Genomic DNA, 24008 nt, shown 5'->3' on the forward strand with positions numbered 1-24008 from the left:
TTATTTTTTTTGTTCCTAAAAACTGTGGCTTTTTATGTTATTATTTTATTGAATAATTTTATTTTTTCTAGAAAAAACGTGAAAGCAAAAAAAGTTTTAAAAATAGTTGTTAAAAATAAATTGTTTCCAAACTGTTAAAAATAGTTCCTAAAATGTTAATAAATTTTTCCTTAATTTGAGGGAAAAATAAAGTTAAAAGCTATTTTTTTTAGAATTAGGAACAAAAAAATGTGCTTCATAATAATAATAATTTAATAAAAAAAATAATTAAAATAAAATATTAAAGGTAATATTAAAGGTAATATTAAAATGAATAATTATAATAAAATTTGGGAAATAATTTTAAATGAACTATCAAAAATTTACAGTGATGAAGTTTTTAAAGAAACATTTTCCAATATTAAAAAAATAAACCAAATTGAAGAAAAAATTATAATTTCAGTAGAAACTGAATTTATTAAGAATAAAATATATAAAATGTATTTTGAAAAAATCAAAAAAATAACTAAATTAAAATTTGAAGAAAAAATTATAATTGAATTTGTTTCAGAAAAAAATAAAAAAAATAGTAATTTTGATGATGAAAAAAAGCATTTTGAAAATCTTAAAGAAAAATTAGAAAATGAGAATCAAACTTATTTTTCCAAAATTGAAAATAATGAAAATAATGATGAATTCCAAAATAATAAATATTTTGAAACAATTGAAAAAGAACAAATTGAAACTAAAACTGATAATGACAAAAATGTTGAAATTGAAAATAGAAAAATAAGTTTTAATAAATACAATTATGGAAATACCAATCCCAAGTATAGTTTTGATAATTTTGTTGTGGGAAAAAGTAATAATTTTGCCTTTAAAATTGCCAAAAAAATTGCTGAAGAAAAAAAAGTAACTACCAATCCGCTATATATTTTTGGAAAAGCAGGAATCGGAAAAACCCATCTAATTCAGGCAATCGGAAATCATATTTTGAAAAAAACACATTCATCCAAAAAAGTTCTATATGTAAAAGCTGACGGATTTATTGAAGAATTTACCAACCAATTAAGAAAAGCCAAAATGGAGGATTTCAACGAAAAATACCGTGATATTGATCTTTTATTAGTTGATGATATCCAAATTATGGCAGGTGCTACAAGAACTCAAATGGAGTTTTTTAAATTATTTGATTATCTTTATTTAAACCAAAAACAAATTGTAATTACAAGTGATAAACAAGCCTCAGAACTAAAAAATATTATGAGTAGATTAACTTCACGTTTTGAAGCTGGTCTTATGGTTGATATTCAAAGTCCTGATTTTAATCATCGTCTCAATATTTTGAAAAAGAAAATATTAGAATTTGAACCACAAAATCCTTTGAAAATAAAAAAAGATGTCCTTGATTTGATTGCTTCTTCTTTTGTTAATAATGTTCGTGAAATGGAAGGAGCTTTATTAAGATTGTTGAATTATGCCCAAACTTTTGGCTATGATATTGATATTAATATTGCCAATGAAGCTTTAGAACTTTTGATTAAAAGCAAAAAAAGTGTTTCTTATGATGAGGATGTTTTGGAAAAAATCAAATCAGTTGTTAGCAATTTTTTCAATATTTCAGTTCGTGATTTAATGAGTAAAAAAAGACAACAAAAATACACTTTACCGCGTCATATTGCTATGTATTTAATCAAAGAATTAAAAGATATTCCTTATAATATTGTTGGTAGTTTTTTCAAAAGAAACCATTCTGCAGTTTTTAAAGCTTATCAAAAAATTAAAAAAAATTCTCAAAGTGATTATGAATTAAAAAAATCCTTAGAACTTATTTTGAAAAAAATTAATTCTTAATAAGTGAATTAAATAATAAATGAATTGAATAAAATTTAATAATATTTAAATTAAAAATGAATTAATAAATTATTTATATTTTAAAAAAGTATCTTTTAATTATTCGATGATTTTTAACTTATTTTAGTCTGTTTTTGAAATTGTAATATAAATTATTAAAAGTAAGTTAAACATCAATTAAAATAACTTTAAACTTGTTTAAATGCCATTATATAAAATATTAATAATAAAATTAATAAAGATATAAAATAAATAATAAAGATATAAAATAATTACTACAACAAAAAGATAAATGAGGTTTAATAAATGTATTTAGAAATTAATAAAGATATTTTTTTGGAACAACTTTTAAAAATACAAAAAATTTTACCCCAAAAAACTTTTTTCCCTATTTTTAATGCTCTCAAAATCCAAACACAAGAAAATAACTTAATTTTAGAAGCTAATAATGGCAATATTGCAATTAAAATAGAAATTAAAGATGAAAGTTTAAAAATTAAAAAACAAGGTAAAATTGCTTGTTTAGGGAGATATTTTATTGAAATAATTAAAAAAATTAGTGATTCTTTAATTAAAATTACTGTAATGGAAAATAATTTTTTAGTAATTAAAACTAGTTTTTGTGAATATAAATTAAAATTAATGGATGTTTGTAATTTTTTAGAACTTGATTTTTCTTTCCAAAAATTAGATTCTTTTCAAATTGAAACTCATTTTTTAAAAAATATGATTAAAGAAATAAATATTTCTACTTCTAAAAATGAAAAAAGACCTATTTTAATGGGACTTAACTTGATTTATCAAAACAACCTTTTAAAAGCTTGTGCTACTGATTCTTTTCGAATGAGTCAAAAAAAAATCAATCTAGATATTGAATATCACAATTTTAATATTGTTATTCCTAATAAAAGTTTAGAAGAATTAAGTAAAATATTAGAACATTGTCAAAGTAAATATTTAAAAATTTATTCTGATACTCAAAAAATCTTTTTAGAAATTGATAATTTATGGTTTCAAACTTCACTTTTAGAAGGAAATTATCCCCAAATTCAAGAAATTAAACTTACAAATTTTCCTTTTTCTGTTCATTTAAATAAAGATGATTTAATGAAAGCCTTAGAAAGAGTTTCATTGTTGTTTTCCAAAGAACAAATGAATACTAATGTTATTAAATTTATTTTAACTAAACAAAATTCAATTGAAATTTCTTCTTCTAGTGAAAGTTTGGGAACTGCTTTGGAAAAAATTATTCCTTTAAAAGTTAGTGCAAATAGTTTCCAAATTGCTTTTAATGCTAAATATTTAGAAGATGTTTTAAAAGTTTTATCACTTAAAGAAGTAGTTTTTTATTTTGATAATCCCTTAAAACCACTTATTATTACTACTTTGGAAAAAGATAGTTCTATTCATTTGATTCTGCCTATTCCTTTGGAAAATGATTGATATTGTTATATAATGGCAAGATAATAAAAAGAACAGTGTTAATCTTAATTGTCTAAATAAATGAAACAGTTAGTTATTAATTACTACAAATGATTTAATATTTAAACCAATATATTTCTTTTAGTTCTTTTTCAATTTCTTTTTTAAGGTTTTTAATGCATTGTTGTAATATATTTTGTTTATTTTGTTGGTTATAATTTTCGTTATATTCTGTTACTTTTTCTTTTCTCCAAGTTAAAAATGAACTATACTCTCTTTCAATGTTTGGAAATATGTTTTTTTCATTTCTTGTTTCATATTTAGCTACACAATTATCCCATGACATGCTTTTTAAATCATTTAATATTTCTTCAACAATTCTATCAAATTGAATTTGGGTAATCTCTTTGCGATTACTTTCAAATGTATTTAATGTATTTGTATTTTGTTTTGTTTCTGGTTTTGGATCTTGCCAAAAAGTTGTTATCTCTAAACTAGAAGATGACGATTTATTTTTTTGATGGTTTATTTTTTGATGGTTTTTGTTCAGATGGTTTGGTTGGTGTTGTTTTTATTTGGGATGGTACTTTGTTTGGTTTTTTAAAATATTGATATAAAAGAAAACTGCAAACACTCAAAAAGCAGCAATAAATAAAAATAGTTAATATTTTTTTTACATTTTGATTCATATTATTTTATTCCTTGCTTCCTTTTGAAAATTGTTTTCTTTTTTAAAAAATATTTTATCCCTTACTTTTATTTTACTTGTTTTTTTTGCAAGAAAAATACTAAGTAATTATAATTTTTATTAAGTAAATTTATTTATATAAATATTAATAGTAATAAAAAATGGTATAATTATCATAAAGATTATAAATTATCTTTTTATTTTTATTATAATTATATTTATAAAAAACAAAATAGTAGCAAATATGAAGTTTAAATTAAATTTTAAAATAAAAGATATTAAATCCAAAATAACTCCTTTTAATATTTTAATATTGTGTTTATTTGTAGTGATTATTTTTTTAGGAGTTTCATATTTTAAATTTACAAAACAAAATAAAAGAGATACAGAACAAGAATCAGATCAAAAAGTAAATTTATTATTAGATGAAAAAAATTAGCGATTTAGAAAAATATTTAGAAAAAGAACAATTAAAAAATTTAGATTTTAGTAGAGATGAATTATTAAAAAGTGGTCTTTTTAGCAAAGAACAATTAAAAGATTATGATGAAGAAAGGAAATAATAAAATGTCTACATTAATAATGAAGTTAAAAGAAACTAAATATATAATATATTCTTTTATTGTTTTAAATATTATTTTATTTTTAGGTGGGTTTTTGTTAATTGTAAAAACATATAAAATTAAACAATTTAAAGATAAAGAATTAGAAATAAAAGTAAAAGAAAAAATAAGAAAAAAAGCATGATATACTTTAAAACATTTAATTGAAAAAGGTCTTTCTTATAAACAAATTTTAGAACAATTAAAACCATTGTTTGGTGATTTTGATCTTAAATATATTAAAAATAATGAAGGAAAGCAAATATATACTATAAGTTATTTAAGACAAAAAGGGGATTATGAAGACAAAGAATTGGTAAAAGAAGGTTTTAATGTAGAAGATTTTAAAGAAATTGGTTACCAACTTCCTCAATTAATAGAAATTTTTAGTTTAAAAAAATTAAATGAATCAGGTTATAGTTTGGAAGAAATAAAAAATTTAGATCCTCAAACAGAAAGTTTTTTTTATTTAAAACAATTTAGTGCAAGAGATTTAAAAGATAAAGTTGGTTTTACTTTGCAAGAAATACAATTATATAATTATAATCTGAAAGATTTTGCCAAAGGTGGCATTAGCATACAAGAAATAAAAGAAACACCAATATATATAAATCCTCCTAAATTAAAAGAAACAGGTTTTACTTTTCAACAAATTAAAGAAGCGGGATATACACTTGATGATTTAGGATACAAATATGAAACACCAAATCCATTGCAAAATGAAACATTTATTCCTTTTCAAGAATTAAAAGATGCAGGTTATGATGCAAAAGATTTTAAAAATGCTAAATATCCAGCAAAATATTTGAAAAATAATGGTTTTTCTTTGAAAGAATTAATGAATGCTGAATATAGATCATTTGATTTGAAAATAGCTGGATATACATTAGAAGAAATTAAAGAGTGTTTGACAAACCATCCAAATTCTTATTATAATATACAAAATATAGAACAAAATTATTATACTGAAAATGTTCATAATTAGATTTTAATTATATAATCCGTACTATCTTGTTTTTTATCATGTTATAATTGTGGTAATAAATAATTTTGGTTTTTCCAAAACCAAAACTTTAATTCTTTTACCTGTGTATTTTATTAGAAACTAAGCATTATAACTTTTTTTGTAAAAAAGTGATCAGCAATTCTAAATTTATTTCTATTTTGGTTATTATAGGTAATTTATTGACAAAAAAAGATTATCTTAATTGATAGTCTTTTTTAATATTATTCATTTTTTACCAACTAAAAAGAAAGTAGTTTCTACTAAAATAATTGCAATTATTCCATCCATTATATAATGTTGTTTTAAAACAAAAGTAGAAATAAAAACTAAAATAGCACAAAATAATTGTCCATAATTTAATATTTTAGGGATTTTCTTTTTATTTTTTTGGCGAAAACCAATATAACATAACCAACTTAAACTAACATGAAAACTTGGTAAATTATTAAGATGAAGATAATCATATTTATATAAATTTTGAATTAAAAAATCTACAAAACTTTTGTTTTCCTTAAATAAAAACTTATCCAACATTTGAACTGGGAAAACAAAAAATAAAATAAAACTAATAGCTAAAATTATAAAATAAGAAATGAATAATTGAAATATTATTTTTTTATCTAAATGTTTATATATCAAATAAGGAGAAATTAAAAACCACCACCAGCAGCTTATGATATAAATATAAATAAAATATTTAGAAAATTCCCAACTAGGGAATCCACTGCTTCCATTAATATTTAAATTTAATATTTTTACCCAATAATTATTAGTTTCTTCATTACCATCTTCTTTAATTCGAATAATTGTTTTAAAAAAACCATTTTTATTCTTTTCAATTATATATAAAGAACCAAACCAAGTTATGTGTTGAATTAAAACAATAAATAAAAACCATAATATATATTTTTTAAGATATTTATTTTTACTATTTGTTTCTTTTTTTTCTAAATTGTTTCTTTGTAAAGTTTGTTTTTCCATTTTTAATAATTTAAACTCCTGTTATTTTTGTTATTTATAATATTGGATTTTATAATGATAATTTATTAAGAATTAAAAAAACGATATAAAAAAATAATAAAAATAAATTATTTTATAAAATTAAAGAAAACAAAAAAAGAAAGAACCAAAATACTTAAAAAATAAAACCACCTTTTATATTTTTTGATAACTACAATATCATTATTTTTGATGATTTTATTTTTTAAAATAATTGTATAGAAACTAATTATTAATATCATTATAGAAGTTAGAAAAGCATAAAACAATAACATAAACTCGTTAATTTCATATTTTTTTATTTCTCTCGAATAAGGATTTAACTTTTCATTATCAATTTTTATAAGTATAAACATTATTAAAAAATAAATCAAAGGATATATTATTCCTACATAATTTTTTTTTAATTTTATTATGCTTTTGTTTCGGAAAAAATAATAAAATATAAACATCAAAGATAAAATTTTGTGTTCAAAAAAATAATTAATTTGCAAAGTACCTGTTTTTGTTTCAATTAAACAAAAAAACATCACTATTAAACAATTAATCAAACAAACAAAACTTAAATAAGGGTAATATTTTGATTTTTTAAATTTATTATTTAAAGATAAGAGTAAAAAGATATTCACTGATAATGTGTTTTGTCTTGTTAATAAACCTAAAGTAAAAAAATTTCTTTTATTTTTATCATATGAAATTGTATCAATAGCCAAAAGAGAAGTGATACAAGAAATAATTAAAGGCACATAAACTAAAAACTTTTTTGAAAAAACATTTTTTGCTTTTCTGTTTGTATTTGTATCTAAATTATTTTTATACATAAACATAAAAAATCCTTTATAATATTGTTTTTTAATTTTTAGATAAATAATATTTGATTAATTTAGAAAAACATTTACTTATTTTTTTAATCCTTTTTTATTTTTAATAATTTTTTTATTTCTTGTTAGTATAATGTTGTTTTTAAAAAATTATTTAAAAGTATAACAGTAAAATTATTTAAAAGTATAACAGTAATATTATAACATTTTTATATTTTTGAAAGTTTCTTTTTTTAAAATATGATTTTTATTAACTCTAACTATTTTATTTATTTAGTCAAATTAATATTTATTTTTTTGCTTACTTTATTTTACTAAGTAATAATTTATCCTTATTTTGCCTTTGAACCTTATTTTTGCAATATTTTTTGTGGTATAATAAACTTGTATTTACAATTTTAATTTATTATGTAGTTCAAAATAAGTTAATAAAAAAATAATAAAAACAAATTTACAATAGATATTAAAAATTCAAAAAAACAAAACAATTTAAAAAACACCTTAAACAAATACATTCTATCAAACATTTAGTAATTTAATAAATTTAATAATATCAAAGAAATCCTAAATATAAATAAATGCAGACAAACGGAAAATAAAAATGATTACTGAAATAACTAACATAAAAGAAGCTATTTTGTGGATTGAAAAAAGAGAAATTTTAGGCATGCGTTTAGGACTTTTGCGTGTTTTGGCTTTGTTAAAATTATTACATCATCCTGAAAAAAAATTAGCTATGATTCATATTGCAGGTACTAACGGCAAAGGTTCAACTGTTAATTATTTAAGTTCTTTATTGCAACAAAGTTGTTCCAAAGTAGGAACTTTTATTTCTCCTCATATTCAAAATTACAATGAAAGAATTAAAATTAATGGCGAGACTATTTCTTGTAATGATTTAATAATTTGGGTTCGTAAAATTAAAAAGTTAGTAGACCAAGCAAGTCCCAATTCTGCTTTATTTAGCATTACTCCGTTTGAAATTATCACCGCTATTGCTTTTGATTATTTTTATCATAAAAAAGTTGATGTTTGTGTAATTGAAGTAGGTTTGGGAGGTCTTTTAGACAGCACTAATGTTATTTATCCCATCCTAACTGGAATTACTACCATTGGCAAAGATCACGAACATATTTTAGGAAAAACTCTTAAAGAAATTGCTTTTCAAAAAGCAGGAATTATTAAACCCAAAATTCCCTTAGTTACAGGAAATATTTCTCCAAAAGCTTTGTTAGTTATTGAACAACAAGCCATCAAAAACAAAGCTCCCATTTATAAATTCAAAAAAGATTACAACATAACTTATTTAGGAATGCAAACTTGGCAAGAATGTTTTAATTTTAAAACAAAACAAATCACAATAAAAGCCATCAAAACTCCTTTAATAGGAAAATATCAACCTGAAAATGCTGCAATGGCAATCAAACTTTATTATTTATTTTGTCAGCTGAAAAAATTTCCTTTCTTAGAACAAAATGTTTTTACAGGCATTAGCAAAACTCAAATTCCAGCCAGAATGCAAAAACTAAATTCAAATCCTTTAATTATTTTAGATGGTGCTCACAATGTGCATGCCATAAGAAAATTAGTCCAAACAACAATCAAACAATTTAGTAACTACCGCATTTCTATTTTATTTTCTGCTTTGGAAAAAAAAAATGTAGTTTCTATGTTGTACCAATTATTAAAAATTCCTAAAGCCCACATTTATTTAACAACTTTTAATCATCCAAATAGTATTGAATTAGTAAAAAAATATTTGTTTATTGCTCCACAAAGAATTACAAAAGTTTTTGATTGGCAAGACAAATTGAAGGATTTTTTACAACAAAACCAAACTCAAAATTGTAAAGATTTATTGTTAATTGTAGGCTCTCTATATTTTGCCTCAGAAGTAATTCATTTTTTTGATATTTAAATATTTTTAATATTTTAAAAACATCAAATTTAATTTACACAAATTTAAAAAAATTAAAGAGGAGTCAAAAATGAAAATAGGTTTTTTTACTGATACATACTTACCAATTATTGGAGGTATTCCTATCTCTGTTAAATCTCATAAAGATAGTTTAGAAAAATTAGGACATAAAGTTTATATAATTACTCCTCAAGGACCTAAGAATTATGAAGAAAAAGATGCTTCAATAATAAGAATTAAAGGAATACCAATACCTTTTAAAGGTATTGAAGGTCATCGTGTCGTATTGAGGTTCAAAAAATATTTATCTCTTGTAAAAGATCTTAATTTAGATATTATCCATATTCATACTGAATTTCCTATGGGTAAATTAGGTATTTATGCTTCTCAAAAATTAAATATACCATCCGTTTATACTATGAACACCATGCACGAATATTTTTTTAATAAAAGCAAAAATATTGGAATAAAAATATTTAAATTATTTTTTATATTAGCTAATAGAAAAGCTTTAAAAAAATTTATTTCCAAAACACATTCTACAATTGTTCCTACTCATAAAATTTTAACTTTATTAGAAAAAGATTACAATATCAAAGGAAAATATAATGTTGTTCCTACAGGAATCAATTTAGAACAATTTTACTCCCAAAACCACTCTTTAGAAGAAATTCAAGCTTTAAAAGTTAAATTTAATTTAGTAAATGATTTTGTTTGTCTTTATGTAGGTAGGTTGTCGCCTGAAAAAGACATTTCTTATTTGATTAGTGCTTTTGCTTCTTTTTGTCAAAATCATCCTCAAAGTAAATTTGTGATTGTTGGCGATGGTCCTGAAAAAAAAGCTCTCCAAAAACAAGTAAAAAAATTACAAATCGAAAATAATGTTTTGTTTTTGGGATTTGTTCCTTATGATAATTTAGGAATTTATTATCAATTGGGAAATTGTTTTTTGAGTGCTTCTTTATTTGAGACTCAAGGTTTAACTTTTGTAGAAGCGATGGCATCTTCTTTGGTTTTGTTAGCTAGACAAGATCAAGCATTAGATGGTTTAATTGATAATGGAAATAATGGTTTTTTTTATCATCAAAAAGAAGAATTAATCAATTATTTAAGTCTTTTATACAAAGATAATAAAAAAACTAAAACAATGTCTATGAATGCCAAAAACTCAATACTTAATTATGATCAAACAATTTTTGCTTCTAAAATGATCCAAATTTATAAAGAAGCGATAAAAACTAATAAAGAAAACCATAACCAAAACAATAACCATAATTAATTATTTTTACCCTTTTTATTATTTTTCCTTATTCCCTAATTATTTCAACTTTTTAGTTATTAAAAAATATAAATTTATTTTTTATTTTTGTTGCTATTACTATTACAATTTGCTATGTTTTCATTAAGATAAAAAAGTATGACAATGACAATAATAAGGAGGTTTTTTGATTGAAAATAGGAATTTTTACCGATTCATATAAACCTTTAATTAGTGGTGTTGTTGTTTCTTGTGATTCTCTAAGAGAAGGTTTGGAAGCTTTGGGACATGAAGTATATATTATTACAACTAACTGTCCAAAAGTCAAACAAGAAAAAGATTCTCGCGTAATAAGAATTAAAGGAATGCCATTGCCTTTTAAAATTTTTAAAGATCATCGTTGGGTTTTAAGTTATAAAAAACATCTTTTTAAAATCAAAGCCCTTAATTTAGATGTAATTCATGTTCATACTGAATTTGGGGTAGGTTCTTTAGGGCTTTTAGCTAAACAAAAATTAAATTTGCCTTTAGTTTATACAACACACACAATGTATGTTGCCTTTTTTGATACTCAAAAATCTTTTATTGTTAAATGTTTTAAAAAACCTATTTTAAAATATGTAGATTATCTTTTTACTAAATTTATTTTTAATAGTGATGTCAATATTTTACCTACTAAAAAAGTGTTGTATTTTTTAGAAAATCGCTATTATAATAAAGTTAATGATACTTCTAAAATCAATTATCAAATTGTTCCAACAGGTTTTAATTTAGAAAAATTTTATTGTCAAAATCATTCATCAGAAAAAGTTTTTTCATTAAAACAACAATTAGGACTTAAAGATTCGTTTGTATGTCTTTATGTAGGAAGAATATCTGCTGAAAAAGAAATTGATTATTTGATGGATGCTTTTACTTCTTTTCACCTTCAAAATCCCAAAAGTAAATTTTTAATTATTGGTGATGGACCTGAAAGAAAAAATTTAGAAAAAAAAGCCAAAAAACTTAATTTAGATGATAAAATCATTTTTTTAGGATTTGTTGCTTATGATAAGTTAGGAATTTATTATCAATTAGGAAATGTCTTTATTAATGCATCTTTATTTGAAACTCAAGGACTTACATATATTGAAGCACTAGCTGCTTCTTTGCCTTGTGTAGTGCGTTTTGATCAAGCATTAGAAGGAGTAATTAAACATGAACAAAATGGATTTTTTTATCATAACCAAGAACAATTAATTACAATTCTTACTTCCTTATATCAAAATCCAGATAATTTTAAACAATTATCATATCAAGCTCAAAAATCAGTTAATTTATATACTCAAAAGACTTTTGTAACTAATGTTTTAGAAGTTTATAATCAAGCTATTGATAATCATAAATTAAAAAAACAAAAATTAATTCAACATCAAAAAGAAACTTCAGATAAGATTTAATTATAAAGAACAAAAAAAAGATCAAATTATTTATTTTTAATAAGTAATTTGATCTTTTAATATTTTATTTATTATGATGTTATTTTGAAATTTTTCAAAAAATTATTTTACTATTTTGAGAATCTAAATATATTTCTACTAATTGAGATACAATAAAAACACTTATCCAAAACCATTTTTTTATTTGATAAAGGTATTTTATCATACCAATTTTCTTTATAAGTTCCTTTTGTTTTTATTTTTGAATACACTTTTATTTTAACTAAAAAAAACACTTAATAAAACAACAAATTATTTATTTTTCATCAATTTTATTCACATCTTATTTCATTTTTACAAAAATTCCCAACTTTAAAATTACTTTTTTTATTTTTTTATTACCTTGTCCAACTAAAAAACCTATAAATATTACAGTTTTGTCATCTAATTAACTCAAAAAAATATTTTTTTGTTATAATATTAATGTCTTATAAATTATAAAATAAAATGCTTATTCCTTGTCTTTACAATTTAGAGATAAAGACCGCGTAGGCCATAAGGAGAAAAAATGAAAAAATACGAAATAATGTATATTTTACGCCCCAATTTAGACAGCAAAGACGTTAAAAAAATTAATGACACTTTGCAAAATGTTTTTTTACAAGCCCCAAATCAAATTTTGGAACAAAACGAAATAGGATTAAAAGACCTAGCTTATCTTATTGATAATCATAAAAAAGGATATTACAATTGGTTAATGGTAAAAGCAGATAATGATGCTGTTTTAGAATTTAATCGTATTGTTAAAATTACTGAAGAAATTATTAGATTTATCTTTATCAAAGATAAAGAATAAGGAGTTTAATTCATATGATTAATAAAGTTATTTTAGTAGGTCGCATTACCAAAGACCCAGAACTAAAAAATACTAATAGTGGTACTTATGTTGTTAAATTTACTTTGGCAGTTAATAGAATTGTAAGTGCTTCTAGCGAAAAAAAAACTGATTTTATCAATTGTACTGTTTTTGGTAAACAAGCTGAAAATTTAGAAAAATATGTTTCTAAAGGTGCTTTAATAGGTGTTGAAGGAAATATTAGAGTAGAAACTTGGGAAAAAGACGGTGTAACTAATTGGCAAACTAGTGTTGTTTGTAACAATGTCCAATTCTTAGAATCTAAAAAAAATCCTGATAATGCTTATGACAATTTCTAAAATTAAAAACAATTCTTAAATTAACTGATATAAAATAATAAACAAATATCACAATCAAATCTTAAAACAAAAACATTAAATACAAGCGAACCAAACCAAAAAACAATAAATATTTTCAATTTCAAAAGGAGCTACAAATGAAATTCAACAATAAAAAAAATACTTTTAAAAAACGTCGCAAAGTTTGTTTTTTTACTGAAAACAAAGTAACTAAAATTGATTTTAAAGACATAGAGCTTTTACAAAGATTTATTACTGACCGTGGAAGAATTCTTTCTAGAAGAGTAACAAATACTTCTGCTAAATGGCAACGTCAATTGGCAATTGCTATTAAAAGAGCTCGCCATATGGCTTTAATTCCTTTTATCCAACAATAAAAACAGGTGTTGCATCCTGTTTTTTTTATTAATTGCAAATATTAAAAACCAAATTTATCTAATTATTTAAATGCAAATGAGGGCAAAAAAAATTATGTTTTCTAAAAATAAATATAACACAAAATTTATTGTAATTGCTTGTGTAATTGTTGTTTTGATTTTAATTCTTTTTTGTTTGGATTTCCAAAATATCCAAGAAATTATCGAAACAATTAATCAATTAACCAACAATCAAAACCCAAGCCAAAATACTGCCAGCGAAATGAGTGGTATGCGTCGTAAAATCATTTTTTTCATTTTTAACTTTTTTGGAAAAATCATTTTAGCATCCTTTGTTATCAGTTTTTTGCTTCACATTAAAAAAAACGCCCAAATTAAAAAATTAAAAAACAAACTTTCTTTATGGTCTAAATTATCTTTTCACGTAAGTCAAATTGGAGAAGAAGTGCTTAACGAACTTCCTATTGGTATTGTTTTAATTGATATTTCTAGTCAAGAAATTCAGTGGCTCAATCCTTACGCCAGTTTTATTTTGAAAAATCCTGAAATCAATTCGCCCTTAGCTCAAATTAATGAAAATATGGCACAACTAATAAGCACTTCTGATGCAATCCCCAAAACTATTATCACTTTGGAAAACCAAAAATTTGAATGTTTTTATAAAAAAGATTTAAGTGTTTTTTACTTGTTTGATGCTAACGAAAAAGAACAAATCAAACATTTATTTTTACAAAAAACCTTAGCTCTTGCGATGATTGCTTTTGATAATTTAGCAGAATCCTTAATTCGGTATGATCTTTCAGAACAATCACAAATACAAGGTGAATATTTAAGTGCTTTATCTGATTACATTGAACCTTATGAAGGTTATTTAAAACAATTGATAGACGACCGTTTTTTACTTCTTCTTAACCGCCAAAACTTAGATAAAATGTTAGAAAATAAATTTAGTATTTTGGATACCATCCGCAACATTTCTTACAAATATCAATTAAAAGTTACTCTTTCTATGGGAATTGCTTGTTGGAATTTGTCATATGAAAAACTGGCTACCTACAGTCAAAATGCAATTGAATTAGCCCAAAAAAGGGGTGGCGATCAAGTAGTTGTTAATATTGAAAATGAAAAAATTAAATATTTTGGTGCCAAAATTGCTTCTTTAAGTAAACAATCCAAAGTTCATGCCCGTATTAATGCCCAAAATTTGGTCGATATTTTGAAAAAACATCCCCATTGTTTTATCATGGGGCACACTCACACCGACCTTGATGCTTTGGGTTCTGTCATTGCTTTTTACAAAATTGCAACCACTATCCATTCTGAAAGCAACAATTATATTATCCTTGATGAAGAAAAATTAGACAAAAGCCTCATTCCTGTTTATCATCAATTAATTAAAACTGAGGCAAAAACATCTCTAAATATTATTACAACCCAACAAGCTTCCAAAATGATTAAAGACAATTCCTTAATTGCAGTTTTGGATACTCAAACTAAAGATATGGTAAATAGTCCCGAACTTTTGTCACTAACGTCCAATATTGTAGTTGTTGATCACCACCGCGCTACAGAAGAAATTATTCCTTCTATTTTTTCTTACGTCGAATCATCTGCTTCTTCAACTGTTGAATTGCTTGTTGAAGTTATGGGATTTTTGGAAAAAGAAGTCCACATTACTGCTTTTGAAGCAAGCATTATGTATGCAGGTATTTTAATCGATACTAACGCTTTTATTTATCGTACAAGTTCTAGAACTTTTGAAGTAGCTTCCAAATTAAAAGATTTAGGCGCTGATGCAATTGAGGTTAAAAGTTGGTTACGTAAAGACTTTGATAAAGTTTTAGAAATTAATAAACTGATTTCTGAAATGGAAATTTTTATGGATAGATTTGCTATTATTCAAAGTTCTGAAATTTATGAAAATCGTTCTTTTTTAGCTCAAGTGGCAGAAAGTGTTCTAAACATTCGCAACGTTGATGCTGCCTTTATGATAGCTCAAATAGCAGATAATAAAATAGCAATTAGTGCTCGTTCTTACAATGAAATTAACGTTCAAACTATCATGGAACAAATGCAAGGTGGAGGACATCTCAATAGCGCTGCTACTCAATTAGAAGGAACTAATATCAAAACAGTTACAGACACTTTAAAACATTTTTTAAAATTAGAATATGAAAAAGGTGAAAAGAATATGGAAATTATTTTGTTAACTGACATTCCTAATAAAGGAAAAAAACACGAAATTATTAAAGTTAATAATGGTTATGGCAATTTTTTAATTCAAAATAAAAAAGCTCTTTTAGCAGACAAAACCAATTTAGCTGCAATTAAACAATCCCAAATGTTAGAACAAGAACAAAAACGTAATCACGAACTTTTAATGCATAAATTAAAACAAGAAATTGATGACAAAAAAATTACTCTAGATATTCAATTAGGACCTAAAGGAAAAATTTATGGAAAAATTACTCTCAAACAAATTTCTGAAGAATTTTTAAAAGTTCATAATATTACTCTTGACCGCAAAAAAATATCTTTAGAAGGCGAAATCATTGCTATTGGTATTTATCCTGTTGATGTTTTTCTAACTGATCAAATTAAGGCTACTTTTTTCCTTAATGTGACTGAAAGAAAAAGCAAATGACCAATTATTCTAAAAATACTCCTTCAAGTCCTGAAGCAGAACGTGCTTTGTTAGGAGCTTTACTTTTAAACCCTGAAAAAATAGCTTTTACCTTAGATATGATTGCGGAAACTGACTTTTACAACTCTCATCACCAACATATTTTTAGAGCAATGAAAACTTTGCATGAAACTAACAAACAAATTGATTATTCTTCAGTAAGTGCTATTTTAGACAATGAAAAATTATTACAACAAATAGGAAATATCGATTATTTAAATGAATTATCTGATTTGATGCCTTCTACTCAACATATAGAAACCTATATTGATTTAATTAAGGAAACTGCTTTAAAAAGAGAAATTATCGAAACTGTCACTTCATTAGCACAAAAAGGATACGAAAACATTGATGTCCAAGAATATTTGGATTTTTCAGAAGAAAAAATCTTTAATTTAACTAAAAACAAAAAAACCAGTGAATTATTAAAATTAAAAATTTTGTTAAAAGACACTAAAGAAAAAAATATTCTTGCCAAACGCCATAAAGATTTAGTAGGTCTTTCCACTGGATATGATAATCTCAACAATATTACTTTAGGATTTAAGCCCGAAGAATTTATTATTTTAGCTGCTCGTCCTTCCATGGGAAAAAGTACTTTTATGCTTAATTTAGCTCTCAGAATTGCAAATCCCAAACACAATTCTCAATCCCCTCATATTGCTATTTTTAGTTTAGAAATGTCAAATGAACAATTAGCTATGCGCATGTTAAGCGCTCAATCAAAAATACAGCACAAAAAAATTCAATTGGGTAACACAAACAGAGAAGAAAAATTTTTGTTAGAAATATCAATGGAAAAAATGGATGATCTAAATATTTATTTTGATGATTCAGCTACAGTAAATATTTTAGATATTAAAGCTAAATGTCGCAAACTTAAAAGTCAAAACAAACTTGATATTGTAATGATAGATTATTTGCAACTTATCCGCAAAACTAATAAACACAACCGTCAAGAAGAAGTAGCAGAAATTTCTCAAAGTTTAAAACAAATGGCACGTGAATTAAAAATTCCTGTTATTGCCCTTTCACAATTATCAAGGGATGTAGAAAAAAGAGAAGACAAACGTCCCATTTTGGCTGACCTCAGAGATTCAGGTTCAATTGAACAAGACGCCGATATTGTAATGTTTTTGTACCGAGAAGGTTATTATGAAAAGGACAAAAAACCCGATTCTTCTGGACACACCCAAGTTATTATTGCCAAAAATCGTCAAGGATCAATTGGTATTAGAGAATTTATACTTGATTTTGATCATATGTTTTTTTCAGAAATCGAACCTAATATAAATGAATAAAAAAAGCATTTTGATTGATTAAAATATTTTTTTAACCCCCCATTCTTTTTTAAAAAAACAAAGAGGTAAATATGCTTGACAGATTAAAAATAATAAAACAAAAATATCAAGATTTACAAAAACTTTTGTTAAACGAACAAAACATAAACCAAAAAATTGACATTTTAAAAAATTTATCAAAATTAGAACCCACAGTAGAACTTTTTAACCGATACTTAAATTTAGAAACCGAATTTACTCAAATACAGGCCATTTTAGAAACCCAACAAGATCAAGAATTATTGCTTTTAGCACACCAAGAAAAAGATACTATTTTGTCAAAAAAAAAACTACCTTAGATCAATTAAAAATTTTGCTCTTACCCCAAGATCCTTTTGATAAAAAAAATGTTGTCTTAGAAATTAAAGGTGCAGCTGGTGGCAACGAAGCGAATCTTTTTGCAGCTGATTTATTACGAACCTATGTTAAATACGCCGAAAGCAAAAAATGGAAAGTCGAAATCCTAAATCTAAATCCCAGCATTAAAGGCGGTCTTTCTTCCGTAGAACTTTTAATTTCTGGACAAAATATTTATTCTTTTTTAAAGTATGAATCAGGTGTGCATCGCGTCCAACGTGTTCCTGCTACCGAAGCCCAAGGGCGAATTCACACTTCTACTGCTGTTGTTTTGGTAGTTCCCGAAGCAGAAGAATTAGAATTAAAAATTGATTGGCATGACATTCGCACCGACACTTTTAATTCTAGCGGACCTGGTGGACAATCAGTAAACACTACTAAATCAGCTGTTAGACTTACTCATGTACCTTCGGGAATTAGTGTTGCTTGTCAAGAAGGAAAAAGCCAGCACGAAAACAAAGATAAAGCATTTACCCTTTTAAAAACACGCATTTATAATCAAATGTTAACCGCTAAACAAGAAGAAGAAAACAAACACAGAAAAAATTTAGTAGGAACTGGTGAAAGAAGCGAAAAAATAAGAACATACAATTACCCCCAAAATCGTATAACAGATCACAGAATTGGACTTACTTTACAAAAATTAGATATTATTATGGAAGGTAAACTCGATTTAGTTATTGAACCTTTGATTCATGAAGCCCAAAAAGAACAACTTGCCCAAAGTTAGTTTTGATGCAATTTCTTTTAAAAAACCAAAATCAAAACAATTCAATTAAAAAAAACCAGTTTAAGATAAATAAAGATAAATAAAGGAATTATTGTGAAACCAAAAGATATTATTATTTTTCCAACCGATACAGTTTATGGTATGGGCGCTAAATTATATGATAAAAAAGGACTCAATTGCATTTATCAAATTAAAAAAAGACCTTTAAATAAAAGTATTGTTGTTTTGTGTGCATCTTTACAACAAGCAAAAAAATTGGTCCAATTTAGTCCTCAAAGCCTTAAATTAGCTCTGCATTTTTGGCCAGGCCCTTTAACTTTAATTCTGCCTACCACTTTGAAATATTTTTCTAAAACAAAGGCAAAAACTTTAGGAGTAAGAATCCCCAATCATCCTTTAGCTTTGGAAATTTTAAAAAAAAATGGTCCTTTAAAGACCACTTCTGTTAATCAAAGCAATCATCCTCCACTAAATGATTACCAAACTATTTTTAATATTTATCACAATAAAGTCGCCTTAATTTATCAAAACTATCACCCGATTTTAAAAATATCTTCAACTATTGTTGATCTAACCACTTTTCAACCAGTTATTTTAAGGCAAGGAACAATTACTCAAGAAGAAATTTTACAAATCTTAAAACCTTTGTGACCATCAAAAAATTGTAAGTTATGTGCTTAGTTTTCAAATTACAAAAAAACCTTTTGCTTACCCAATAAAAACATTTCAAAACCGATATCTTTATTTACAGAACCCATTTTAATTTGATATTCTAATTCTATTAAATCTAAAAACAGTGTATTTAATTTTTGCGTTTCAATCAATTTTGCTTCTTTCATTAAAAAAAATACTTTGCCTTGTGAAACTGCCAAAACTTTTTGCACTTCTTCTGGTTTTTTTTTTGTTGCAACATTTCTTTTACCAATAACAATTCTTTAATTTTATGAGTTAATTGGTTTATAACATGAAAAGCATTGATTTTTTGCGTTTTTAAGGTTTGATACATTTGATAAGCATCAATATAATTTTGTTTTAAAAAAAGATTAATTAATCCAAAAATATTGTCATTTTCTTTAAAAGCATTGATTTTTTGCACCAATTGCCAAGTTATATTTTTATCATTTGATTGAAATAATTTGATTTTTGTTATTTCTTGATGCAATAAATAAAGATTATAGTTGGTTTTGCTCATTAATTCTTGGATAGCTTTGGTATCAATTTGAAAACCATCTTTTTGAAAAATTTCCATGATATATTTAAAAAAATCTTTTTTCTCCAAACTGTTTGTCGTTTTGCAAAGACAATATTTTTCCCAAATTTTTTGAACTTCAGATGCTTTAGTTGTTTTTTCTGCAAAAAAATATAAATCTAAATTGTTGTAAGGATTTTGTAAATAAGAAATTAAAAAAGCCATTTCTTGAGGTTTTTTTTGAAATAAAATTTCACTGTGATCCACCAAAACTACTTTTTTCCATGCGCTTTCAATCAAAGAAGTGGTTTGTAGTTCTTTTTGCAGCTCTGTTACAAGATCTTTTTGCATACAATAATAAACTACATCTAATTTTTTTTGTTTGCAAATATTAATTATTTTTTTTATTTTTTTTTCTAGAAAAAACCTTTGTTTTCCCCAAATTAAATGTATGTTATTTGTTTGTTCCAAATTAAAAACCTCATTTTGCCCTTTTATTATTAATTAATTGTTTGTTTTTTAAATGTTTTGCAAAAGATCAATTCAACATCATTATCACTATTGTTATTTTATCAAAAAAATATTATTATAAAACGATATCACAAAATATAAAGCAACAAAAATAATAATTTGCTATAATAATATTTGTAAACCACCTTCAAAAATTTCCCAAAATCACCAATCGCAAACAATTATAGACAAAAGCAAAGAAAAGGAAAAACCAAAATGATTAAAAAAGCCACTTTTGTGCGTAGTATTGTCCATTTTAAAGATATTCCTTTGAAAAAACAACCCGAAATTGTTTTAATGGGCAGAAGCAACGTTGGCAAAAGCACTTTCATCAATTCTTTAACTCAAAGAAAACAATTAGCTAAAATTTCTCAAACGCCTGGCAAAACCATCACCCTAAACTACTATGAAATTAACGAATCTTTTTATTTGATCGATACTCCTGGATACGGTTATGCTAAAAAAAGTAAAGAAATTCAAAAGCAGTTATTGCCGATGATTATTTCTTTTTTGGAACAAACTTCTCATCTCAAAGCAGTCTTTCAGCTAATTGATTTTAAAGTGGGTGCTACCCAAGAAGACGATAGAATCCATCAAGCTCTTTTGCAAGCGGGTTTTGAGGTCGTCTTGTTATTTGTTAAAAAGGATAAAGTTAAAAAAAATCTTGTGACCAAACAATTAAAAATGCTTGTTAATCACTTTCCCCAGATTAAATATTTTTTTTTGATTTCTTCAAAACAACAAGAAGGGCTGGAAGAATTAAAACTGTTTTTAAGTCAATTAATGGATCCAAATGCCAATGATTAAAAAAGGAGTCCCTTATTTTTTGGCTCTTTTATTTTTAGTTTTTCCAACTTTTTCACTTTGCAAAAAAATTTGTAATTTTTTTTATTTCCTCCAATCCATTTAAACATTTTCAAAAACCCAAACCTAACCCCCAAAAAACTTTTAAAACCCAAAAACTTCAACCCTAAAAAAAGAAAATAGAAAGAAACTAGCTTTTATGCAAACTAAATATGATTTTAAAAAAGTAGAACATCAAAGATACCAACAATGGTTAGAAAAAAAATATTTTTGTGCCAATCCAAACGCCAACAAAAAAACTTTTACTATTGTAATTCCGCCTCCCAATGTAACAGGAAAACTGCATTTGGGACACGCTTGGAATAATACCATTCAAGATATTATTATAAGATTTAAAAAAATGCAAGGCTTTGATGTGCTCTTTTTGCCTGGGATGGATCATGCAGGAATTGCCACTCAAAATAAAGTTAAAGAACAATTAAAACAAGAAGGGCTTTTGACCAAAACTTTAAGTAAAGAAACTTTTTTAAAATATGCGTGGCAGTGGAAAGAAAAACATGCCCAAAATATTAGGCAACAATGGCAAGTTTTAGGGCTGCATCTAGATTATAATTTTGAAAAATTTACCCTTGATCCTGATTTGAGCCAAACAGTTCAAGAAGTTTTTGTCAAATTATACCAACAAAAATTAATTTACAGAGATTATAAAATTATTAATTGGGACCCCGAAACTAAAACGGCCCTTTCTAATGTAGAAGTAAATTACCATGAAACTGAAGGAAAATTATATTATATTAAATATTTTTTGGTTGATTTTCCAACTAATTCCAATTTGTCTGACGCTTCTTTGGTTCCTTCTTTTTTAGAAATTGCAACCACTCGCCCCGAAACCATGTTTGCCGATCAAGCTTTAATGGTAAATCCTAACGACCCTAGATATCAATCTTTTATTGGCAAAAAAGTTTTTATTCCTGATACTAACATCCAAATTCCTGTTATTAGTGATAATTACGTAGATATTAATTTTGGTACAGGAGTTGTAAAAGTGACACCTGGACACGATATTAATGATTTTGAAGTAGCTAAAAGACATCAATTAAAAGCTTTATTATGCATGAACGAAGATGGCACTATGAACGACTTAGCCTTGCAATATCAAGGATTAGACCGCTTTGTTTGTCGTCAAAAGTTAGTGCAAACTCTTAAACAAAAAAGATTTTTTACAAAAACCGAAAATCACCTTCATAAAGTAGGATATTCAAGTATTTCGGATGCCATCATCGAACCGCGTCTTTCTTTACAATGGTTTTTAAAAACCAAAGCCATCGCCCAAATTGCTTTAAAAACGAACAAAATCAATTTTTTTCCGCTTCGTTTTGAAAATATTTTTAATAATTGGCTGCAAAATATCGAAGACTGGTGTATTTCGCGTCAATTATGGTGGGGTCATCAAATTCCTGCTTGGCATAAAGGACAAGAAATTAAAGTTCAAATAGAAAGTCCTGGTCCAGAATGGAGCCTTGATTGTGATGTTTTGGATACTTGGTTTTCTTCTGCTTTGTGGCCTTTTAGCACTTTGGGATGGCCTAATTGCAATGCCCCTTTATTTCAAAATCGTTTTCCTACTGATGTTTTAGTAACAGGCTATGACATTTTAACTTTTTGGGTATCAAAAATGGTTTTTCAAAGTATTTTATTAACCCACAAAGATCCTTTTAAAGATGTTTTATTACATGGTTTAGTAAGAGATAACAAAGGACAAAAAATGTCTAAATCAAAAGGTAATGGTGTTGATCCTTTGGAAGTTGTTGCTAAATATGGTACCGATGCTCTTAGATGGTTTTTAACTACTAATGCTGCTCCTGGGTTTGATTTATTCTATGATGAGACTAAAGTTGCTTCATCTTGGAATTTTATTAATAAATTGTGGAATATTAGTCGTTTTGTAAAATTAAATACCAGCACCTTAGACACTGATTTTGATATCAATCTTTTGACTTTGCCACAAAAAGCCCTTTTAACACAATTGCATTTAACAACTCAAAAAGTAACAACTTTATATCAAAAATATGAATTAAAAGAAATTGGAAAAATTTTATATCACTTTGTTTGGGAAGATTTTGCTAATTGGCATTTAGAATTTGCCAAACATGATTTAGATCAGAATAAATCCAATTTAACAAACTTGCACAACAGTCAAAAATTTTTAGTTTATATGATGAAACACATTTTGCAACTCTTACATCCTTTTATTCCTTTTGTAACTGATGCTCTTTATGAAAATTTTGACAATAAAACGAACATTACTCAAACCATTTTGCAAAAAACTTCTTATTGTAATTTAGATGCCTTAGCTGATTTTGAAAATCTTAAAAACTTAATTATTAAAACACGTCATTTAAGACAAGAATCCAATATCAATTGTAAATTAAATTTAGAATTAGAAGTTGCATCTCAATTTTCAACTATCCTCCAAGATTTCGTAAATTTGCAACAAACTTTAGAAAAATTTTTCAAAACTTTACAAATTAAAATTACTAAAAAAGTTACCAGTTCAAAAAAAACTATTTGGTTAATTGAAAAAAATTTAAGTCTTTATATTGACCGCAAAACCCTAAACGAACTTAATGAAACCAAATTTGAAAGTAATTTTTTACAACAAAAAAATAACCTTCTTAAAGAAATTAAAAGAAGTGAAACCATTTTAAATAATCCATCTTTCTTGCAAAAAGCCGCAAGTGCCAAAATTGAAATTGAAAAAAAGAAATATGAAAGTTATTGTAAGCAATATCAAAAATTGTTAGAAAGTAAAAACAATTCTAATCCACTAAATCCCAA

Annotated in this window: 20 protein-coding genes and 2 pseudogenes; 18 read left to right on the forward strand and 4 right to left on the reverse strand. The window is 24.9% G+C overall.

What is annotated here, in order from left to right; all coding sequences use genetic code 11:
* Nucleotides 1–309 precede the first annotated feature (309 nt).
* Both dnaA and dnaN read left to right on the forward strand, forming a co-directional pair.
* The gene (gene dnaA, locus OYV_RS00300) at nucleotides 310–1833 is read left to right on the forward strand and encodes a chromosomal replication initiator protein DnaA (RefSeq protein ID WP_011160376.1); all 1524 of its coding nucleotides are present in this window, start codon (nucleotides 310–312) and stop codon (nucleotides 1831–1833) included.
* Nucleotides 1834–2139: 306 nt separating this feature from the next.
* The gene (dnaN, locus tag OYV_RS00305) at nucleotides 2140–3276 is read left to right on the forward strand and encodes a DNA polymerase III subunit beta (protein WP_042067588.1); all 1137 of its coding nucleotides are present in this window, start codon (nucleotides 2140–2142) and stop codon (nucleotides 3274–3276) included.
* A 94-nt stretch (nucleotides 3277–3370) separates the two neighbouring features.
* Here the strand turns inward: dnaN and OYV_RS00310 are convergent, their stop codons facing one another.
* Both OYV_RS00310 and OYV_RS00315 read right to left on the reverse strand, forming a co-directional pair.
* Nucleotides 3371–3601: a hypothetical protein gene (locus tag OYV_RS00310; RefSeq protein ID WP_042067590.1), complete on the reverse strand. Its 231-nt coding sequence runs from the start codon at nucleotides 3599–3601 to the stop codon at nucleotides 3371–3373.
* A gap of 163 nt (nucleotides 3602–3764) precedes the next feature.
* A complete protein-coding gene (locus OYV_RS00315) occupies nucleotides 3765–3944 on the reverse strand; it encodes a hypothetical protein (RefSeq protein ID WP_042067592.1) in 180 nt (59 codons plus the stop codon).
* Between the two features lie 243 nt (nucleotides 3945–4187).
* Here OYV_RS00315 and OYV_RS00320 point away from each other — a divergent pair, with 243 nt between their 5' ends.
* The 4 genes from OYV_RS00320 (at nucleotide 4188) to OYV_RS00330 (ending at nucleotide 5530) form a co-directional block, all read left to right on the forward strand.
* A complete protein-coding gene (locus tag OYV_RS00320; protein WP_042067594.1) occupies nucleotides 4188–4382 on the forward strand; it encodes a hypothetical protein in 195 nt (64 codons plus the stop codon).
* Nucleotides 4369–4506, forward strand: a complete 138-nt coding sequence (locus OYV_RS04910; protein WP_172642327.1) for a hypothetical protein — start codon at nucleotides 4369–4371, stop codon at nucleotides 4504–4506. The genes OYV_RS00320 and OYV_RS04910 overlap by 14 nt, the downstream gene beginning before the upstream one ends.
* A gap of 4 nt (nucleotides 4507–4510) precedes the next feature.
* Nucleotides 4511–4690: a hypothetical protein gene (locus OYV_RS00325; RefSeq protein ID WP_042067597.1), complete on the forward strand. Its 180-nt coding sequence runs from the start codon at nucleotides 4511–4513 to the stop codon at nucleotides 4688–4690.
* 66 nt (nucleotides 4691–4756) lie between these two features.
* Complete coding sequence (locus OYV_RS00330) at nucleotides 4757–5530, forward strand: hypothetical protein (protein WP_042067599.1); 774 nt, start codon at nucleotides 4757–4759, stop codon at nucleotides 5528–5530.
* A 246-nt stretch (nucleotides 5531–5776) separates the two neighbouring features.
* Here OYV_RS00330 and OYV_RS04360 read toward each other — a convergent pair whose 3' ends face one another.
* Entirely contained in the window at nucleotides 5777–6532 is a 756-nt protein-coding gene (locus tag OYV_RS04360; RefSeq protein WP_052360370.1) for a phosphatase PAP2 family protein, read from the reverse strand.
* A gap of 1440 nt (nucleotides 6533–7972) precedes the next feature.
* On the opposite strand from OYV_RS04360, the gene OYV_RS00345 reads away from it, so the two are divergent.
* The 10 genes and pseudogenes from OYV_RS00345 (at nucleotide 7973) to OYV_RS00395 (ending at nucleotide 19318) form a co-directional block, all read left to right on the forward strand.
* Nucleotides 7973–9289 carry a bifunctional folylpolyglutamate synthase/dihydrofolate synthase gene (locus tag OYV_RS00345; RefSeq protein ID WP_042067602.1) on the forward strand — a complete coding sequence of 439 codons (1317 nt, stop codon included), beginning with the start codon at nucleotides 7973–7975 and terminating at the stop codon, nucleotides 9287–9289.
* 70 nt (nucleotides 9290–9359) lie between these two features.
* On the forward strand, nucleotides 9360–10568 hold the full coding sequence (locus OYV_RS00350) for a glycosyltransferase (RefSeq protein ID WP_042067605.1): 1209 nt from the start codon (nucleotides 9360–9362) through the stop codon (nucleotides 10566–10568).
* Nucleotides 10569–10738: 170 nt separating this feature from the next.
* A complete protein-coding gene (locus OYV_RS00355; protein ID WP_042067607.1) occupies nucleotides 10739–11986 on the forward strand; it encodes a glycosyltransferase in 1248 nt (415 codons plus the stop codon).
* Nucleotides 11987–12533: 547 nt separating this feature from the next.
* Nucleotides 12534–12821, forward strand: a complete 288-nt coding sequence (gene rpsF / locus OYV_RS00360; protein WP_034172155.1) for a 30S ribosomal protein S6 — start codon at nucleotides 12534–12536, stop codon at nucleotides 12819–12821.
* 14 nt (nucleotides 12822–12835) lie between these two features.
* On the forward strand, nucleotides 12836–13180 hold the full coding sequence (locus OYV_RS00365) for a single-stranded DNA-binding protein (protein ID WP_042067611.1): 345 nt from the start codon (nucleotides 12836–12838) through the stop codon (nucleotides 13178–13180).
* 137 nt (nucleotides 13181–13317) lie between these two features.
* Entirely contained in the window at nucleotides 13318–13557 is a 240-nt protein-coding gene (gene rpsR, locus OYV_RS00370) for a 30S ribosomal protein S18 (protein WP_011160386.1), read from the forward strand.
* 70 nt (nucleotides 13558–13627) lie between these two features.
* Complete coding sequence (gene rplI / locus OYV_RS00375) at nucleotides 13628–16201, forward strand: 50S ribosomal protein L9 (RefSeq protein ID WP_236620233.1); 2574 nt, start codon at nucleotides 13628–13630, stop codon at nucleotides 16199–16201.
* Entirely contained in the window at nucleotides 16198–17541 is a 1344-nt protein-coding gene (gene dnaB, locus OYV_RS00380; RefSeq protein WP_042067615.1) for a replicative DNA helicase, read from the forward strand. Before rplI ends, dnaB begins: the two co-directional genes overlap by 4 nt.
* Before the next feature lie 71 nt (nucleotides 17542–17612).
* A pseudogene (gene prfA / locus OYV_RS00390) lies at nucleotides 17613–18667 on the forward strand (peptide chain release factor 1).
* A gap of 93 nt (nucleotides 18668–18760) precedes the next feature.
* Entirely contained in the window at nucleotides 18761–19318 is a 558-nt protein-coding gene (locus OYV_RS00395; protein ID WP_081931903.1) for an L-threonylcarbamoyladenylate synthase, read from the forward strand.
* A 38-nt stretch (nucleotides 19319–19356) separates the two neighbouring features.
* On the opposite strand, the pseudogene holA reads toward OYV_RS00395, so the two are convergent.
* Nucleotides 19357–20327, reverse strand: a pseudogene (gene holA / locus OYV_RS00400) (DNA polymerase III subunit delta).
* Between the two features lie 255 nt (nucleotides 20328–20582).
* Here holA and yihA point away from each other — a divergent pair.
* Both yihA and OYV_RS00410 read left to right on the forward strand, forming a co-directional pair.
* On the forward strand, nucleotides 20583–21173 hold the full coding sequence (gene yihA / locus OYV_RS00405; protein WP_042067621.1) for a ribosome biogenesis GTP-binding protein YihA/YsxC: 591 nt from the start codon (nucleotides 20583–20585) through the stop codon (nucleotides 21171–21173).
* A gap of 196 nt (nucleotides 21174–21369) precedes the next feature.
* Nucleotides 21370–24008 (forward strand): valine--tRNA ligase (locus tag OYV_RS00410; RefSeq protein WP_042067623.1); only part of this gene is annotated, 2639 nt, incomplete at its 3' end.

The sequence above is a fragment of the 'Chrysanthemum coronarium' phytoplasma genome, assembly GCF_000744065.1.
GTDB classification, from domain to species: Bacteria; Bacillota_I; Bacilli_A; order Acholeplasmatales; family Acholeplasmataceae; genus Phytoplasma; species Phytoplasma asteris.